Genomic DNA, 18002 nt, shown 5'->3' with positions numbered 1-18002 from the left:
CAAGCCGTGGGGAGAGAGGCCTTGGCCATGGACCGTGGCATCGAGAGGGACGGACCTCCCAGCCGCGGAGCTGGGAACGGCGTGAGCGAAGGTATCGCGACCGGCCGCGTCCCGCTGGCGGTCGTCGTGGTGGACCGCGAGGGCATGGTGTCCCACTGGAGCACCGGCGCCAGGCGGCTGTTCGGCGTCGGCAAGGACGAGGCGATCGGACGCCCCGCCGCCGACCTGCTGCCCGTCTCCGGGGCGCTGCCCGAAGCGGCCGACGCCGGCCCGTACGGGGCGTACGCCGCCTACGACGGGCTCGGACCCGGCCTCGAGTCCTCCCTCGACGGACGGCTCGACTACCCCGCCGCGGGCCGCGCCCGGCTCACCGTGCCGGGCGAGAGCCGCTCCGACGTCCTGTGGTGGGCCTACCCCCTCGTCGGACCGGGGAGCGAGCGGCTGCTGGTACTGGCGGCCGACGCGGACGCACTCCAGCAGCACGATCCCGACGGCCTCGGCTTCGAACGCATCGCGCCCGGGTTCGCCCCGCACACGGACTTCCCCGGCGCCGAGGAGCTGGCCCGCCGGCTGCCCGAGATCCTGCCCAGCATGAGCGTGGGCGAGAGCTCCCGCATCGTGGCGCAGATCCTCGAACTCGGCTACCCGGTCCTGGAGTTCAGCCAGAACGACCGGGTGCCCGTCACCCCCGACTGGGGTGTGCCGCGGCGCGCCGAGCGCAGGGCCCGCCGGGAGCGGGCCGCCCGCGCCGCGATGCTGGGGCTGCCGCTGCCGCTGCCGCTGCCGCCGGAGAGCGCCGAGGAGAGCGAGGACCTGGAGTACGCCGCGGTCCGCGAACGCCTGGAGTTCCTCAACGAGGTCAGCGGCCGCATCGGCACCTCCCTCGATCTGTCCCGGACCATCGTCGAGGTCAGCAAGGCCGTCGTGCCCCGCTTCACCGACGTCGCCGGCACCTATCTGCGCGAACAGGTCGTCGCGGGCGAGGAGTTCCCGGACGGTGTGCCGGACACCACCACCCTCTGGCACCGGGTCGCGGTCGAGCACACCGACGAACCCGGCCGCTGGGACGACGTCGTGCCGGTCGGCGAGGCGATGGCGTTCCCGGCGCACACGCCGTTCTTCCAGTGCATGACCACCGGTGAGCCCGTGCTGGTGCCGCGGATCAGCGAGGAGATGGGCCACGCCATCGCCTCCCAGTTCGAGAAGCGTGACATCCGGCCGCTGATCACGGGCCGCTCCATGCTGGTCGTACCGCTCAAGGCCCGCCATGTGGTCCTCGGCTTCATGATCCTGCTGCGCCACCCCGAGCGGCCCGTCTTCAACGACATGGACCGGGTCACCGGCGCCGAACTCGCCGCCCGCGCGGGCCTGGTGCTCGACAACGCGCGCATGTACACCTTCCAGGAGAGCGTCGCCGAGACCCTCCAGGACAGCATGCTGCCGCACATCCCGCCGCGCATGGCGGGCTGCGACATCGCCACCCGCTACCTGCCCGGCACCCTGCTCGGCCGAGTCGGCGGCGACTGGTTCGACTCCGTCAAGCTGCCCGGCGCGCGCACCGCCCTGGTCGTCGGCGACGTCATGGGCCACGGCCTCAACTCGGCCGCGATGATGGGCCAGTTGCGTACGGCCGTCCAGACCATGGCCGCGCTCGACCTGCCGCCCGCCCAGCTCCTGCGCAACCTCGACGACCTCGCCCAGCGCCTCGGCGACACCTACCTCGCGACCTGTCTCTACGCCGTCTACGACCCGATCGCCGGGGAGCTGCACCTCGCCAACGCGGGCCATATCCCGCCGGTGCTGGTGCGCGCCGAGGACGGGCGCAGCGAGCTGCTCGACCTGCCGACGGGCGCGCCCATAGGAGTCGGCGGCGTGCCCTTCGAGGCGGTCCGGGTCCGGGTCGAGCCCGGCGACCGGCTGGTGATGTGCACCGACGGTCTGGTCGAGGTGCGCGGGGAGGACATCGGGGTGGGGCTGGCGACGCTGTGCGAGTCCGCCGCGCATCCCGCCGCGTCCATGGACGACGCCTGCGACATGATCATCCGGGCCCTCAACACCTGCGGCGGCCGCAAGGACGACGTCGCCCTGCTGATGGCGCGGCTCAACGGCATCGGGCCGGAGGACGTCGCCGAGTGGCGGCTCGCCCTCGACCCCGTCGAGGTCGGCCGGGCCCGCGCGGTGGTCCGTGAGCAGCTGCACGACTGGGGTCTGGCGCGGCTTGCCGACCTCACCGAGCTGCTCGTCAGCGAGCTGGTCACGAACGCCCTGCGGCACTCGCACGGCCGTCCCGTCGCTCTGCGGCTGGTGCGCGGTGACACCCTGCTGTGCGAGGTGGACGACGACGACCACGAGCTGCCGACCCTGATGAACGCCGGGGCGGGCGACGAACTCGGGCGGGGGCTGCGGGTGGTGAGCACCCTCGCGCGGGAGTGGGGCACCAGCCGGACGGGTGCCGGAAAGACCGTCTGGTTCGAACTGACGCTGCCGCGACGCTGACCGGTCCCGCTGTGCCGGGAGCGCGCGGGGCGCACGGGGGCGTGCGCGGACCGAACGCGGCGTGAGGGTATGCGCGGCGTGCTTGTCGTGCCGCTCGGGGAGCGATAGACCGTACTCGCCCGTCACTTCGTGACTTCGTGGCGGGATGTCCGTCGGTCGCATCCTGGGGAGTTGGGCATGAGCGTGACGAGTCGGTACCGGGAGGCATGGGAGGGCTTCTGGCGGGAGGCGCCCGGGGAACAGGGGGCGGTGTTCTGGGACGCGGAGCCGGCGCTCACGGTCGGTCTCCATCTGGCGCTGTTCGAACCGCACTTGACGGCGCCGACGCTGCCGCTGGTGGATCTCGGCTGCGGCAACGGCACCCAGACCCGTTTCCTGGCCGGGCGGTTCCCGCATGTCGTCGGGGCCGACCTGTCCGGCGCGGCGATCGACCACGCCCGCCAGGCCGACCCGGCGGGCCTGGCCACCTACCGCGTCCTGGACGCGGGCGAGAAGGACGAGGCGCAGACGCTGCACGCGGAGCTCGGCGACGCCAACGTCTACATGCGGGGCGTGCTGCACCAGGCGGAGCCCGACGACCGGCAGGCGCTGGTCGACGGCATCGCCACCCTCGTCGGCTCCCGCGGCCGGGCCTTTCTGGTCGAGCTGGCCGAGGCCGCCAAGTCCGTCCTGCTGGGCCTCGCGCAGGGCCCCGCCGGCCCGCCCCCGAAACTCGCCCCCGTCTTCCGGCACGGCATCGCACCCGGCGAGGTCGCCGACGACGCGGTACCGGCGTACCTGCGGGCGGCCGGACTCGAGGTAGTGGCCTCCGGCGAACTGCCCCTCGCCACCACGGAGTACACCCCGGACGGCACCCGGATCGAGCTGCCGTCGAAGTGGGTCGTCGTCTCCCGCGTCTAGCCGGGACCGCGCCGCGGGCAGCCGGGGTTTCGGCGGCGTGGCGGGGGCGCGCGCCTGGGCTGGGTGCGGATAGAGCTGTCGTCGGAGTGGGGCGTCGTGTTCTGGGGCTGGTCGGCGGCCGGGCCGTGGTGCGGTGGCTCGCGGTCGGCGACGACCATGCGTTGTCGGTGGGCAGGCCCCGAGCGAGGTGCCTCGTAGTGGGGCGTCGTGTTCCGCAGTTGCCGGTGCCCGGGGCGTGGAGCGGTGGCTCGCGGATGGTGGTGGCCGAGTGGCGCCGCGTCGCGTGGACGCGGCGCACGGCGGACCGCTCCGATGTCCGCCGCCAGGTGGTGGTGGCCGGGGGCGGGTTCGGCGCGTAACGTGACCGGGCATGAAGATCCTCATCAGCGCCGACATGGAGGGCGCCACGGGGGTGACCTGGCCGGCCGACGTGCTGCCGGGCACCCCGCAGTGGGAGCGCTGCCGCTCGATGTTCACCTCGGACGTCAACGCCGCCGTCCTCGGGTTCTACGACGGCGGCGCGGACGAGGTCCTGATCAACGAGGCGCACTGGACCATGCGCAACCTCCTGCTGGAGAAGCTCGACGAGCGGGCCGAGATGCTCACCGGACGGCACAAGTCGCTGTCCATGGTGGAGGGCGTGCAGCACGGCGACGTGGACGGCATCGCCTTCGTCGGCTACCACGCGGGCGCCGGCATGGAGGGCGTCCTCGCCCACACCTACCTCGCCAACTCCATCACCGGGGTGTGGCTGAACGACGTACGGGCCAGCGAGGGGCTGCTCAACGCCCATGTCGTCGCCGAGTACGGCGTGCCCGTCGTGCTGGTCACCGGCGACGACGTGGCCTGCGAGGACGCCCTCGGCTACGCCCCCGAAGCCCTCAAGGTCGCGGTCAAGGACCACGTCTCGCGGTACGCCGCGGTCTGCCGTACGCCGAACCGGACCTTCGCCGACATCCGCGCCGCCGCCAAGGAGGCCGCGGCGCTGGCGGTGCGGCACGAGCCGGTCAGGGGCGGGCCGTTCACCGTCGCCGTGGAGTTCGACGCCGAGCACCTGGCGGCGGCCGCGACCGTCGTGCCCGGTGTGGAGCGGATCGGCGAGCGCAAGGCGGGGTACACCAGCGGGACCATGTACGAGGCGATCCGGACCTTCAAGGCGGTCACCACGATCGCCTCGGCGGCGGTGGAGGAGCAGTATGGCTGACCGGCAGGCACTGGAGGAGGTCGTGACGTTCACGTCGGACCTCATCCGGATCGACACCACCAACCGGGGTGGCGGTGACTGCCAGGAGCGGCCCGCCGCCGAGTACGCCGCCGCCCGGCTCGCGGAGGCGGGGCTCACCCCCACCTTGCTGGAGCGCACCAAGGGCCGCACCAATGTCGTCGCCCGTGTCGAGGGCAGCGACCCCTCCGCGGACGCGCTGCTGCTGCACGGTCATCTCGACGTGGTGCCCGCCGAGGCCCGGGACTGGAGCGTGCACCCCTTCTCCGGGGAGATCCGCGACGGGGTCGTGTGGGGGCGCGGGGCCGTCGACATGAAGAACATGGACGCGATGATCCTCGCCGTCGCCCGCTTCTGGGCCCGCCAGGGCGTGCGCCCCCGGCGGGACATCGTGATCGCGTTCACCGCGGACGAGGAGGCGAGCGCCGAGGACGGATCCGGCTTCCTCGCCGACCGGCACGCCGCGCTGTTCGAGGGCTGCACCGAGGGCGTCAGCGAGTCCGGGGCGTTCACCTTCCACGACGGCTCCGGACGGGAGCTGTACCCGATCGCCGCCGGTGAGCGGGGCACCGGCTGGCTGAAGCTCACCGCGCGGGGGCGCGCCGGGCACGGCTCCAAGGTCAACCGGGACAACGCGGTGACCCGGCTGGCCGCCGCCGTGGCCCGGATCGGCGACCACGAGTGGCCGCTCCGGCTCACCCCCACCGTGCGCGCGGCCCTGACCGAACTCGCCGCCGTGTACCGGCTCGCGCCCGACCTGGACGACGTGGACGGCCTGCTGAAGAAGCTCGGCCCGGCCGCGGCCCTGGTGGAGGCCACCGTCCGCAACAGCACCAACCCGACGATGCTGGACGCCGGTTACAAGGTGAACGTCATCCCGGGGGAGGCCGTCGCCCATGTCGACGGGCGGTATCTGCCGGGCACCGAGGACGAGTTCCGCACGACCCTTGACCTGCTCACCGGACCTGACGTGGAGTGGGAGTTCGACCATCGGGAGGTGGCCCTCCAGGCGCCGGTCGACTCGCCGACGTTCGCGAAGATGCGGGCCGCCGTCGAGGAGTTCGCGCCGCAGGGACACGTCGTGCCGTACTGCATGTCCGGCGGCACCGACGCCAAGCAGTTCTCGCGCCTCGGGATCACGGGGTACGGGTTCGCGCCGCTGAAGCTGCCGGAGGGCTTCGACTACCAGGCCCTGTTCCACGGCGTCGACGAACGCGTGCCCGTCGAGGCGCTGCACTTCGGTGTACGGGTCCTGGACCGCTTCCTGCGCACGGCCTAGGCGAGTTGGGGGAGAACGTGCAGACGCTGCCGTACGGTTCCTGGCCCTCGCCCATCGACGCGGCCCTCGCGGCCGCGCACGACGGGCACCCCGAGTACGTCGGGTTCGTCGGCGACGAGGTGTGGTGGACCGAGCCACGGCCCACCGAGGGCGGCCGGCGCACCCTCGTCCGCCGCCGCGCCGACGGCACCCAGGAGCCGGTGCTGCCGGCGCCCTGGAACGTGCGCAGCAGGGTCATCGAGTACGGCGGCCGGCCCTGGGCCGGAGCCGTCGTGGACGGCCGGCCGCTCGTGGTCTTCGTCGACTGCGCCGACCAGCGGCTGTACCGCTACGAGCCCGGCGGTGCGCCGCGCCCGCTCACCCCGCTGTCACCCGTGGGCGGCGGACTGCGCTGGGCCGACCCGCAGTTGCTGCTCGACCGGGGCGAAGTGTGGTGCGTGCTGGAGGAGTTCACCGGTGACGGTCCGACCGACGTACGGCGCGTCCTGGCCGCCGTACCGCTGGACGGGTCGGCCGCGCGGGACCGGGACGCCGTGCGCGAACTCAGCGACGGCTCCCACCGGTTCGTCACCGGGCCGCGGCTCTCGCCCGACGGGCGGCGGGCGGCCTGGCTCGGCTGGGACCATCCGCGGATGCCGTGGGACGGGACGGAGCTGGTCGTCGCGGACGTCGGCACCGCCCTGACCGGCGCGCGGACCGTCGCGGGCGGGCCCGAGGAGTCGATCGCCCAGGCCGACTGGGCGCCCGACGGATCCCTGCTGTACGCGAGCGACCGCTCCGGCTGGTGGAACCTCTACCGCGACGGCCAACCCCTGTGCCCGCGCGAGGAGGAGTTCGGCGGGCCGCTGTGGAAGCTCGGCCACCGCTGGTTCGCCCCGCTGGACAGCGGCCTGATCGCGGTGGTGCACGGCCGGGGCGCCACCGCTCTCGGGATACTCGACCCCGAGAGCGGCGAGGTCGTCGACGCGGCCGGGCCCTGGACCGAGTTCGCGCCCACCCTGGCCGTGCACGGCGAGCGGATCGTCGCCGTCGGGGCCAGCCCGCGCAGCGCCTACGAGGTGGTCGAGCTGGACACCCGCACCGGCCGGGCCCGGGTGATCGGCGCCGAGCACGACGACCCGGTGGACCCGGCGTACTACCCCGAGCCGCAGATCCGCACGTTCACCGGACCGGCCGGACGCGAGATCCACGCGCACGTCTACCCGCCGCACAACCCCGGCTGCGTCGCCCCCGGGGACCGGCCCGCGCCGTACGTGGTGTGGGCGCACGGCGGCCCCACCGGGCGGGCGCCGCTCGTCCTGGACCTGGAGATCGCCTACTTCACCTCGCGCGGCATCGGCGTCGCCGAGGTCAACTACGGCGGCTCCACCGGATACGGCCGGGAGTACCGCGACCGGCTGCGCGAGCAGTGGGGCCTGGTCGACGTCGAGGACTGCGCGGCCGTCGCGCTGGCCCTCGCCGGCGAGGGCACCGCCGACCGCGACCGGCTCGCGGTGCGCGGCGGCAGCGCGGGCGGCTGGACCGCGGCGGTCTCGCTCGCCACCACCGGCGTCTACGCCTGCGGCACCATCATCTTCCCCGTCCTCGACCTGGCCGCCTGGGCCGACGGCGAGACCCACGACTTCGAGTCGCATTATCTGGAGAGCCTGGTCGGGCCGCGCGAGGAGGTGCCCGGACGGTACACGGAGCGCTCGCCCACCGAGCACGCCGAGCGGATCACCGCACCGTTCCTGCTGCTCCAGGGGCTGGACGACGTGATCTGCCCGCCGGCGCAGAGCGAGCGGTTCCTGGCCCGGATGACGGGGCGGGTGCGGCACGCCTACATCGCCTTCGAGGGGGAGGGCCACGGCTTCCGGCGGGCGGAGACCCTGGTGCGCGCGCTGGAGTCCGAACTGTCCCTGTACGCCCAGGTGTTCGGACTGCACCCGCCCGGCATCCCCACCCTGGAGCTCGCCAAGTGAAGCCACTCCTGCACCCGCCCCGGCTCGCCCCCGGCGCCCGCGTCGCCGTCGTCGCCACCAGCGGGCCGGTGCCCGAGGAGCGGCTCCAGGCCGGGCTCGACGTGCTGCGCGCCTGGGACCTGGACCCGGTGGTGGCACCCCATGTGCTGGACCGGCACCCGCAGTTCGGCTACCTCGCGGGGACGGACGCCGACCGGGCCGCCGACCTGCAGAACGCCTGGTGCGATCCGTCCGTGGCCGCCGTGCTCTGCGCCCGCGGCGGCTACGGCGCCCAGCGGCTGACCGGTCTGCTCGACTGGGAGGCGATGCGCGCGGCCGGCCCGAAGGTGTTCGTGGGGTTCAGCGATCTCACCGTCCTGCACGAGGCGTTCGCGCGGCGGCTCGGGCTCGCCACGCTGCACGGGCCGATGGCGGCGGGCATCGACTTCGTCAAGAGCACACGGGCCCAGGAACACCTCAGGGCCACGCTGTTCACCCCGGAGACGGTCCGTCACATCGCCTCGGACGGGCGGGCCATGGTGCCGGGACGGGCCCGCGGGGTCACCCTCGGCGGCTGTCTGAGCCTGCTCGCCTCGGAGCTGGGCACCCCGGACGTCCGGCCGTCCGCCCGGGGCGGGCTGCTGTGCCTGGAGGACGTGGGGGAGGAGACGTACCGCATCGACCGGTACCTCACCCAACTCCTGCGCTCGGGCTGGCTCGACGGGGTCGGCGGGCTGCTGCTCGGCTCGTGGGACCGGTGCGATCCCTACGACCGGCTGCACCCCCTGCTCGTGGACCGGCTCGGCGGGCTCGGGGTGCCGGTGGTGGAGGAGTTCGGGTTCGGGCACTGCGCGGACGCGCTGACCGTCCCCTTCGGGGTGATGGCCGAACTGGACGCCGAAGCGGGCACGTTGACCCTGGACGAACCCGCGCTGCGCTGAACTCCCGTCAAGAAACACCCGGCACGGTGATTGACCTCCTCTGACACGTGTCACACCATGACTACCGGCCGGTACTTACCGGTCGGTAATCCGGGTTGTCCTCAGTGTGGAGGTCTCGTGTCCCGTCGTGTGCTCGGATCCTGCGTTCCCCTCGCTCTCCTGCTCGGTGCCACGCTCGCCCCTCCCGCCGGCGCGACCTCGCCGTACACGGTCACCGCGCTGAAGTTCACCGTCCGGGCGGGTGACCGCAGTTGCACGATCGACGCCGATCTGTACCGGCCCTCCGGCGTGGACCGCGCCCCCGCCGTGCTCGCCACCAACGGCTTCGGAGGCAGCAAGAACGACGGCTCCACCGACGCCATCGGCAAGGCCTTCGCCGAGCGCGGCTATGTCTCACTCGTCTACTCCGGACTCGGCTTCGGCCGCTCCGGCTGTCTGATCTCCCTCGACGACCCGGCGATCGACGGCGCGGCGGCCTCCCGGCTCATCGACTTCCTCGGCGGCAAACGGTCCGCCGACGACGGCACCACCGCCGACTTCGTCACCCTCGACTCCGCGGGCGACCCGCGCGTCGGCATGATCGGCGGTTCCTACGGCGGCGCGGTCCAGCTGGCCACGGCCGCAGTCGACCAGCGCGTCGACGCGATCGTCCCGATGATCACCTGGAACGACCTCGCCTACTCCCTCGACCCCAACAACGCCGTCGGCGCCGACTCCGTGCCGGGTGCCTTCAAGTGGCAGTGGGCCAACGGCTTCTACCTCATCGGCGAGGGCCAGCCGCTGCTCCAGCCGAGTCTGGACCCGTCCCGGATCAACTCCCTGGCGTGTCTGCACTTCGTCACCCGGGCCTGCGAGACCGTCCGCACCCTCAACTCCGGCAGCTACCCGGCCGACCGGACCGCCGAGATGCTCTCCTACGCCCGCAGCGTCTCGCCGGTCTCCTACCTGAGCCGCGTCGAGGCACCCACCCTCCTCGTCCAGGGCCAGGCCGACAGCCTCTTCAACCTCAACGAGGCGACCGCGACGTACCGGGCGCTGAAGGCGCAGGGCACGCAGACCAAGATGATCTGGCAGAACTGGGGGCACAGCGGTGGCATGGTTGCCGGTGAACTCGACCTGAGCCGGGGCAATCTGGAGACCAGCTACGTCGGCCGGCGCATCCTCTCCTGGTTCGACCGCTACCTCGACCGGGAGAACGTCGACACGGGTCCCGCCTTCGCCTACTACCGCGACTGGATCAGCGACCCCGACGACACCTACGCCACCGCGGACGCCGTGCCCTCCGTCAGCCGGAAGCTCTACCTCTCCGGCGACGGCAAGCTGGTCGACAACCGGTCCAAGGTGGTGCGCGGCAGCCGTACGTACACCAACTGGGCGGTCCCCACGAGCCATTCGGAGAGCTCGCTGGCCGGCCTGATCGGCCTGCCCGACCCGGCACCGTACGACACCGCGGGCACCTACCTCGGCTGGACCAGCGAGCCGCTGGCCCGCACCACCGATGTCGTCGGCGCGCCCCGGGCCACGCTCAAGGTGGTCTCCCCGAAGGCCGAGCGGACCCAGGACTCCGGTGACGCCGCCGACCGGCTCGTCCTGTTCGCCAAGCTCTACGACGTCGCGCCCGACGGCAGCAAGACCCTGGTGCACCGGCTCGTCGCGCCGGTACGGGTGCCGGACGTGACGAAGAGCTTCACAGTGACCCTGCCCGGCATCGTGCACCGGTACGAGAAGGGGCACCGGCTGCGGTTCGTGGTCGCGGCGAGTGACGGCGCCTACGTCGGCAACCGGGGGATCAAGCCGGTGACCGTGGTGAGCGCCCCCGAGGAGACCGGGGTGCTCCAGCTGCCGGTGACCGACGGCTGAGTCACCCGGAGGAGCGGCCTCACCATGCGTGACGAGGTCTTCGGGCGCACCCTGGTGACATGACGACCTCCGAGAAGGGCGGCGGCAAGGCCGGCGGCACGGGCGGTGGCAAGGGCGGTGGCAAGGGCGGGGGCCGTAACCCGGCGATGACGCCCGCCCGGATCGCCGTGCTCACGCTGGCCGTCCTCGCCCTGATCTTCATCTTCGAGAACACCCGGCAGACCAAGATCCGCCTGCTGGTCCCCGAAGTCACGATGCCCCTGTGGACGGCGCTCCTGGCCACCGGGCTGATCGGGGCGCTGTGCGGGGCGTACTTCACGAGGCGGCGCGGATAGTCCGCCGTAGGCTGGCGGGATGCCGCACATCGCATCCCGCTACCTGGCCGAAGGCCCCCGCGTGGGCATACGCCCCTTCCGCCCCGAAGACTCCGCCGAGTTCACCGCCCGGGCCCGGGAGAGCAAGGAGCTGCATCAGCCCTGGCTCTTCCCGCCGGACACCGACGCGGCCTACGCGGCCTACGCCGGACGCCTGATCGAGGACCCGACCAAGGCGGGCTTCCTGGTGTGCGAGAAGGACGACGGTGGCTCGATCGCCGGGTACATCAACATCAACAACATCGTCCGGGGCGCCTTCCAGTGCGGCGCCCTCGGCTACGGCGCCTTCGCGCACTCCGCCGGGCGCGGACTGATGCGGGAGGCGCTCGGACTCGTGGTGGACCACGCGTTCGGGCCGCTCGGGCTGCACCGGCTGGAGATCAACGCGCAGCCCGGCAACACCGCGTCGCTGGCGCTGGCCCGCTCCTGCGGCTTCCGTCTGGAGGGCTTCTCCCCGGCGATGCTGTACGTCGACGGGGCCTGGCGCGACCACGAACGCTGGGCGCTCACCACCGAGATGCGCGCCCGCGCCCCGCGTCAGGACTGACGGTCCACGTACTCGTAGACCGCGCCGTCGGGATGCATGGCGATCAGATTGCGGCCCGCCGGGGTGGGCAGCGGGCCGGCGATCACCCGGGCACCGAGCTCGACGAGCACGTCCCGGGCCTCCACGACGTCCTGCACGGCGATCGTCGCGGCGACCTTGCGCAGCACCTCCAACTCCGCCTCCGGGCCGCTCATCAGCAGGAAGCAGCCGACCGCGGCGACCTGGACGCCGCCGCGCTCGAAGCGGAGGGCCCGGCCGCCGGCCAGGCGCTCGTAGAAGGGGACCGCGGTCTCCAGGTCGTCGACGCATACGCGCAGCGTGGCTCCCAGAATCTCCATGGGGAGGAGCCTAGTTGGGGCGCGCCGCCGAAGGAGATCGTTTCGCCCGATCTCCACAGGGCCCTTGTTACGCCCACCCCGGCACGGGTACCCGCCGGCCATGGAGCGCTTGGATCACCTTGAACATCTGGACAGGCATCTGGTCGACGAACTGGCGCAGGTGGCGCGGGAGACGATCCGCGAGGAAGTGCGCGAGCAGACCCGCAGGCAGCGCCGTACGGCGATGCTGTACGCCGCTTCCGGCACCGTAGCCCTGTACGCGGGCGCCGCCCTTGCGCTCGCCGCCGGACTGGCCCTGGCCCTCGTCCTGCCCGACTGGGCGGCGGCGCTGATCACCGCGGCGCTTCTCGCCGTGGTGGCCTACGTGCTGCGCGGGGCGGCCCGGCCCAAGCACACCGGCGCGTCCTCGCCCGGGCAGGCGCTCGGCGGCACGGCGCCGACCGGCCCGACGGGCGGCACCGGCATGCCGTACCAGCCGAGCGGCACGGCTGGGCCGTACCCGCCGATGCCGTCCGCCACGCCCCCCGTCCCCGCGAACCCGCCGAGCCCCGGCGGCACGCCCCCCGAGCAGCCGCACCCCCGGGCCTGACCCACGCCGGCCAGGCCCTGTCCGGGTCGCGTGTTCGGCACCCGGGCCACGCTGCGGAAGAGGCGGGCACCCATTACGGGTGCCCGCCTCTTCGTCACCGGTCCAGCCTTTCGTCAACGGTCCAGCTGCGGCAGCACCTTCGTGCGGTAGAAGTCGAAGAAGCCGCGCTGGTCCGGGCCGATCTGGTTGACGTAGACCCGGTCGAAGCCCGCGTCGGCGAAGGCCGTCAGCGCCGCGACATGTTCCTCGACGTCGTCCCCGCACACCGCCTTCTCGCTCACCGTCTCCTCGGTGACCAGCGGCTGCAGCTGCTCGAAGTGCTTCGGAGAGGGCAGGATCTGGGCCATCTCACCGGGCAGGAACTGGTTGGACCACAGCCGGCGCACCGTGCGCACCGCCTCGTCGCGGTCCGTGCCCCAGCAGACCTTGGTCCCGCCGCTGACGGGCTTCGCGCCCCCGCCGCCCTTGCGGAACTGGGCCACCATGTCCTCGTCCGGCGTCATCGTGATGAACCCGTCGCCCACCCGCGCCGCGAGCGAGGTCGCCGCCGGGCCGAAGCCGGAGATGTCGATCGGGACGGGCTCGTCGGGGACGGTGTAGAGGCGGGCGTTCTCGACCTGGTAGTGCGTGCCGTAGTGACTGACCTCCTCGCCGGAGAACAGCCGGCGCATCACCTGGATCGCCTCCTCCAGCATCTCCAGGCGCACCCGCGCGGGCGGCCAGACATGGCCGAGGATGTGCTCGTTGAGGGCCTCGCCGGTGCCGACGCCGAGCCGGAAGCGGCCCTGGGACATCACCGCCGCGGTGGCCGCGGCCTGGGCGATCACCGCCGGGTGGATCCGTACGGTCGGGCAGGTCACGGCCGTCTCCACGGGCAGTGACACCGCCTCGGAGATCGCGCCGATCACCGACCACACGAACGGGCTCTGGCCCTGCGCGTCGTTCCACGGGTGGTAGTGGTCCGAGATCCACAGCGACTGGAATCCGGCCTGCTCCGCCATCCTCGCCTGCTCGACGAGCTCGGCGGGCCGGAACTCCTCGCACGAAAGGAAATAGCCGTATTCGGGCATCAGGAGACACCTCCGGTACTGCCGCGGGGGGCGGCGGGTCGGGACGCGGTCCGGGTACCCGGCCGGGGAGACGGAAACCGGGCTGTCCGGGGTGACGTTTGGCGGTCCTGACCAGGGGGACGCGGAAAGCTTCCGAGGTACGCGAACCAGCCGCCACAACGGCCGGAGGCCCATGTGAGTCGCCCCCGCATCGTGATCGTCGGCGCCGGTTTCGCCGGGTACCGGACGGCCCGGGTGCTGTCCCGGCTCACCCGTCACCGTGCGCACATCACCCTGCTGAATCCGACCGACTACTTCCTGTATCTGCCCCTGCTGCCCCAGGTCGCCACCGGTGTCCTGGAGCCGCGCCGGGTGACCGTCTCGCTCCCCGGCACCCTGCCCGGCGTACGTCTGGTGCTCGGCGCGGCGGAGGCCATCGACCTCGACGGCCGCACCGTGCACTACAGCGGACCGGAGGGCGATCCCGGCACGCTCTCCTTCGACTGGCTGGTGCTGGCCGCGGGAAGCGCCAACAAGCTGCTGCCGGTCCCGGGGGTCGCCGAGCACGCGCACGGCTTCCGCGGCCTGCCCGAGGCGCTGTACCTGCGCGATCACGTGACCCGGCAGCTGGAGCTGGCCGCCGCCGACGACGATCCGAAGACCTGCTCGGCGCGCTGTACGTTCGTGGTGTCCGGCGCCGGATACACCGGCACCGAGGTCGCCGCGCAGGGCAAGCTCTTCACCGACGCCCAGACCAGGCGCCGCCCCCTGAAGCCGCGCTGGCTGCTCCTCGACACCGCCGACCGGGTCCTGCCCGGACTGGACCCACGGCTCTCCCGCACCGCCGACAAGGTGCTGCGGGAGCGGGGCGTCGACATCCGGACCGGCACCTCGGTGAAGGAGGCCACACCGGACGGAGTGCTGCTGAGCGACGGCGAGTTCATCGACACCCGCACCCTGGTGTGGTGCGTGGGCGTACGGCCCGATCCGCTCGCCGCGTCGCTGGAACTGCCCCTGGAGCACGGCCGGCTGCTGGTCGACCCGCACCTTCGGGTGCCGGGCCGCCCCGAGCTGTTCGCCTGCGGGGACGCGGCGGCCGTACCGGATCTGGAGCGGCCCGGCTCGTACACGCCGATGACAGCGCAGCACGCCTGGCGGCAGGGGAAGGTCGCCGCCCGCAACGTGGCCGCCTCGCTGGGCATGGGGGAGAGCGGGGTCTACCGCCACCGGGACCTGGGCTTCGCCGTCGACCTCGGCGGGGTGAAGGCCGCCGCCAATCCGCTCGGCGTGCCCCTGTCCGGGGTGGCCGCCGGCGCGGTCACCCGCGGCTACCACCTCGCGGCGATGCCCGGCAACCGCGTCCGCGTCGCCGCCGACTGGCTCCTGGACGCCGTACTCCCGCGCCAGGCGGTCCAGTTGGGGCTCGTACGGTCGTGCGCGGTGCCGCTGGACACGGCCTCGCCGGAGCTGGTGCGGGCGCCGGGGGCGGCGCAGGCACCCGGCCGTCAGACCCGCACGGACGGGACCGAACCGGTCAGGAATCAGCCGGGTGGTGGGCACGCGGTCCAGCCGGGCGGCGCACCCGCCAGGCACCAGCCCGGTGGTTGGCCCGCCGGGAAACGGTCCGCCGAATCACCCCGCCGCCCCGTCAAACGTCGCGGCAATCCCGCGTAAAGGAGACTCATGAACACCGCCGAACTCGTCGAACTGGGCCAGCAGTTGCGCGTGGACAGCGTGCGCGCCTCCGACGCCGCGGGGTCGGGGCACCCGACCTCGTCCATGTCCGCCGCCGACCTGATGGCCGTACTCCTCGCCAACCACTTCCGTTACGACTTCGACCGCCCCGCCCACCCCGGCAACGACCGCTTCGTGCTGTCCAAGGGACACGCCTCGCCCCTGATGTACGCCGCCTTCAAGGCGGCCGGTGTCGTCGAGGACGCCGAACTGCTCACCTTCCGCAAGCTCGGCAGCGCCCTCGAAGGGCATCCCACGCCGCGGCGGCTGCCGTGGGTCGAGACGGCCACCGGATCGCTCGGGCAGGGGCTGCCGGTCGGCGTGGGGATCGCGCTCGCGGGCAAGCGGCTCGACCGCAGCGGCTACCGGGTGTGGGTGCTGTGCGGGGACAGCGAACTGGCGGAGGGCTCCGTGTGGGAGGCCGCCGAGCACGCCGCGTACGAGCATCTCGACAACCTCACCGCCGTCGTCGACGTCAACCGGCTCGGCCAGCGCGGGCCCACCCGGCACGGCCATGACCTCGACGCCTACGCACGGCGCTTCCGGGCCTTCGGCTGGCACACCATCGAGATCGACGGACACGACGTCGACGCGATCGACCGTGCCTACGGCGAGGCCAGGTCCACCACCGGACAGCCCACCGTGATCCTCGCCCGCACCCTCAAGGGCAAGGGCGTCGAGGCCGTCGAGGACCGGGAGGGCCTGCACGGCAAGCCGCTCAAGAGCGCCGAGGAGGCCGTCGCCGAACTCGGCGGGCGGCGCGACCGCGTGATCCGGGTGCACGAACCGGCCGCCGCGCGCCTGCTGCACGCCGTCGAGGACGGTGACGTCGACCTCCCGCAGTGGGCGATGGGCGAGGAGGTGGCCACGCGCGACGCCTACGGCAAGGCGCTCGCCGCGCTCGGCGCCGGACGCGGCGATGTCGTCGCCCTGGACGGCGAGGTCGGGGACTCCACCCGCGCGGAACTGTTCGCCAAGGAGCACCCCGACCGGTACTTCGAGTGCTACATCGCCGAGCAGCAGATGGTCGCCACCGCGATGGGACTCTCCTCGCGCGGCTGGGTGCCGTACGCCGCCACCTTCGCCGCGTTCCTGACGCGCGCGTACGATTTCGTGCGCATGGCGTCCATCAGCGGCACCGGCCTCAACCTGGTCGGCTCACACGCGGGCGTCGCCATCGGCCAGGACGGGCCCTCGCAGATGGGCCTGGAGGATCTGGCGATGATGCGCGCGGTGCACGGCTCGACCGTGCTGTACCCGTGCGACGCCAACCAGACCGCCCGGCTCGTCGCCACCATGGCCGGCCTGGAGGGCATCCGCTACCTGCGCACCTCGCGTGGTGAGGCCCCGGTGATCTACGGCCCGGACGAGGAGTTCCCGGTCGGCGGCAGCAAAGTGCTGCGCTCCTCCGGCGCGGACCGGATGACGCTGGTCGCCGCGGGCGTCACCGTGCACCAGGCGCTGGCCGCGGCCGACGCGCTGGAGCGCGAGGGCATCGCGGCCCGGGTGATCGACCTGTACTCGGTCAAGCCCGTCGACCGGGTCGTCCTGCGCCGGGCCGCCGAGGAGACCGGCTGTCTGATCACGGTGGAGGACCACCGCGAGGAGGGCGGCCTCGGCGACGCCGTCCTGGACGCCTTCCTCGACGGGCGCCCGGTGCCCCGGCTGGTGCGGCTCGCGGTCCGGACGATGCCCGGCTCGGCGTCCCCGGACGAGCAGCTGCACGCCGCGGGCATCGACGCCGAGTCGATCGCCGCCGCGGGCCGGCTGCTGGTGGCGGAGGCGATCGTGCCGTGAGCGGGGAGGACGGCGTACGGAGCGTGCGGGCCGGGCGGCGCACCGTCGAGGTGCACCGGCCCGAGAAGGTGCTGTTCCCCGGCGACGGCGGCACGAAGGAGTACACCAAGGCCGACCTCGTCGACTACTACCGGTCCGTCGCGCCCTTCATGCTGCCGCATCTGCGGGGCCGCCCGCTGATGCTGGAACGGCACCCCGACGGGCTCGACGGGCCCCGGTTCATGCAGAAGAACACCCCGGAGAGCTACCCGGACTGGGTCACCCGCATCGAGGTGCCCAAGGAGGGCGGCACGGTCTGTCACACCGTGTGCGACGACACCGCCACCCTCGTCCTCCTCGCCGACCAGGCCGCCCTCACCCTGCACCGCTGGCTCTCCCGGACCGGGCGGCTCGACCGGCCCGACCGGATGGTTCTCGACCTGGACCCGGCGGGGGACGACTTCGGGCCGGTGCGCGAGGCGGCCCGGCTGCTCGGCGAACTGCTGGACGAACTGCATCTGCCGTCGGCCCTGATGACGACCGGCTCGCGCGGACTGCATGTGATCGTCCCGCTGAACGGCCGGCACGACTTCGACGAGGTGCGGGAGTTCTCCCGGGACGTCGCCGACACCCTCGTCGCCGCCCACCCCGACCGGCTCACCACCGCGGCGCGCAAGAAGGACCGCGGCGACCGCCTCTACCTCGACATCCAGCGCAACGCCTACGCGCAGACCACCGTCGTGCCCTTCACGGTCCGCGCCCGGCCAGGCGCCCCCGTGGCGGTCCCCATCGACTGGTCCGAACTGGACGACCCGGAGCTGCACGCCCGCCGGTGGACCATCACCGACGCGGTGGACCAGGCCCGCACCGATCCGTGGGCCGGACTGCTCGGCCGGGGCCGGGCTCTCGGGCCCGCCCGGCGCAGGCTCAACGCCCTGAGTGGCCACGGAAAGTAAA

General features: G+C 73.0%; 16 protein-coding genes. 14 read left to right on the top strand and 2 right to left on the bottom strand.

What is annotated here, in order from left to right; genetic code table 11:
• Positions 1-27: 27 nt before the first annotated feature.
• The 10 genes from ACWD11_RS28835 to ACWD11_RS28790 all read left to right on the top strand — a co-directional run bounded on the left by ACWD11_RS28835 (position 28) and on the right by ACWD11_RS28790 (position 11559).
• The gene (locus tag ACWD11_RS28835; RefSeq protein WP_451286509.1) at positions 28-2496 is read left to right on the top strand and encodes a SpoIIE family protein phosphatase; all 2469 of its coding nucleotides are present in this window, start codon (positions 28-30) and stop codon (positions 2494-2496) included.
• 177 nt (positions 2497-2673) lie between these two features.
• Positions 2674-3396: a class I SAM-dependent methyltransferase gene (locus tag ACWD11_RS28830; protein WP_451286460.1), complete on the top strand. Its 723-nt coding sequence runs from the start codon at positions 2674-2676 to the stop codon at positions 3394-3396.
• Between the two features lie 197 nt (positions 3397-3593).
• Positions 3594-3755 (top strand): hypothetical protein, encoded by a 162-nt coding sequence (locus tag ACWD11_RS28825; RefSeq protein WP_389420743.1) that lies wholly within the window; start codon positions 3594-3596, stop codon positions 3753-3755.
• Between the two features lie 11 nt (positions 3756-3766).
• On the top strand, positions 3767-4600 hold the full coding sequence (locus tag ACWD11_RS28820; protein WP_451286458.1) for a M55 family metallopeptidase: 834 nt from the start codon (positions 3767-3769) through the stop codon (positions 4598-4600).
• A complete protein-coding gene (locus ACWD11_RS28815) occupies positions 4593-5897 on the top strand; it encodes a M20/M25/M40 family metallo-hydrolase (protein ID WP_389420745.1) in 1305 nt (434 codons plus the stop codon). Before ACWD11_RS28820 ends, ACWD11_RS28815 begins: the two co-directional genes overlap by 8 nt.
• Positions 5898-5914: 17 nt before the next feature.
• The gene (locus ACWD11_RS28810) at positions 5915-7858 is read left to right on the top strand and encodes a prolyl oligopeptidase family serine peptidase (RefSeq protein ID WP_451286456.1); all 1944 of its coding nucleotides are present in this window, start codon (positions 5915-5917) and stop codon (positions 7856-7858) included.
• The gene (locus ACWD11_RS28805) at positions 7855-8778 is read left to right on the top strand and encodes a S66 peptidase family protein (RefSeq protein ID WP_451286454.1); all 924 of its coding nucleotides are present in this window, start codon (positions 7855-7857) and stop codon (positions 8776-8778) included. Before ACWD11_RS28810 ends, ACWD11_RS28805 begins: the two co-directional genes overlap by 4 nt.
• Before the next feature lie 57 nt (positions 8779-8835).
• Positions 8836-10638, top strand: coding sequence for a CocE/NonD family hydrolase (locus tag ACWD11_RS28800; RefSeq protein WP_389420748.1), 1803 nt, complete (start codon positions 8836-8838; stop codon positions 10636-10638).
• A 59-nt stretch (positions 10639-10697) separates the two neighbouring features.
• The gene (locus tag ACWD11_RS28795) at positions 10698-10973 is read left to right on the top strand and encodes a LapA family protein (RefSeq protein WP_389420749.1); all 276 of its coding nucleotides are present in this window, start codon (positions 10698-10700) and stop codon (positions 10971-10973) included.
• 19 nt (positions 10974-10992) lie between these two features.
• On the top strand, positions 10993-11559 hold the full coding sequence (locus ACWD11_RS28790; protein WP_389420750.1) for a GNAT family N-acetyltransferase: 567 nt from the start codon (positions 10993-10995) through the stop codon (positions 11557-11559).
• Here the strand turns inward: ACWD11_RS28790 and ACWD11_RS28785 are convergent.
• A complete protein-coding gene (locus ACWD11_RS28785) occupies positions 11550-11897 on the bottom strand; it encodes a VOC family protein (RefSeq protein ID WP_451286451.1) in 348 nt (115 codons plus the stop codon). The genes ACWD11_RS28790 and ACWD11_RS28785 overlap by 10 nt on opposite strands.
• A 100-nt stretch (positions 11898-11997) precedes the next feature.
• Between ACWD11_RS28785 and ACWD11_RS28780 the strand changes: the two genes are divergently transcribed.
• A complete protein-coding gene (locus tag ACWD11_RS28780) occupies positions 11998-12486 on the top strand; it encodes a phage holin family protein (RefSeq protein WP_389420752.1) in 489 nt (162 codons plus the stop codon).
• A gap of 113 nt (positions 12487-12599) precedes the next feature.
• Here ACWD11_RS28780 and ACWD11_RS28775 read toward each other — a convergent pair whose 3' ends face one another.
• Complete coding sequence (locus tag ACWD11_RS28775) at positions 12600-13556, bottom strand: LLM class F420-dependent oxidoreductase (protein ID WP_451286449.1); 957 nt, start codon at positions 13554-13556, stop codon at positions 12600-12602.
• A gap of 174 nt (positions 13557-13730) precedes the next feature.
• Here ACWD11_RS28775 and ACWD11_RS28770 point away from each other — a divergent pair, with 174 nt between their 5' ends.
• Genes ACWD11_RS28770 through ligD form a run of 3 tightly spaced genes read left to right on the top strand, consistent with a single transcriptional unit; the run spans position 13731 to position 18001 of the window.
• A complete protein-coding gene (locus tag ACWD11_RS28770) occupies positions 13731-15209 on the top strand; it encodes an NAD(P)/FAD-dependent oxidoreductase (protein ID WP_451286447.1) in 1479 nt (492 codons plus the stop codon).
• Between the two features lie 9 nt (positions 15210-15218).
• Positions 15219-17066: a transketolase gene (locus tag ACWD11_RS28765; protein WP_389420755.1), complete on the top strand. Its 1848-nt coding sequence runs from the start codon at positions 15219-15221 to the stop codon at positions 17064-17066.
• Positions 17063-18001, top strand: coding sequence for a non-homologous end-joining DNA ligase (ligD, locus tag ACWD11_RS28760; RefSeq protein ID WP_451286445.1), 939 nt, complete (start codon positions 17063-17065; stop codon positions 17999-18001). The genes ACWD11_RS28765 and ligD overlap by 4 nt, the downstream gene beginning before the upstream one ends.
• Position 18002: the final 1 nt, after the last annotated feature.

It is taken from the genome of Streptomyces sp. NPDC002776 (assembly GCF_053592195.1).
Note: the sequence above shows the minus strand (reverse complement) of the source record. Positions and strands in the feature narration are given on the sequence as shown.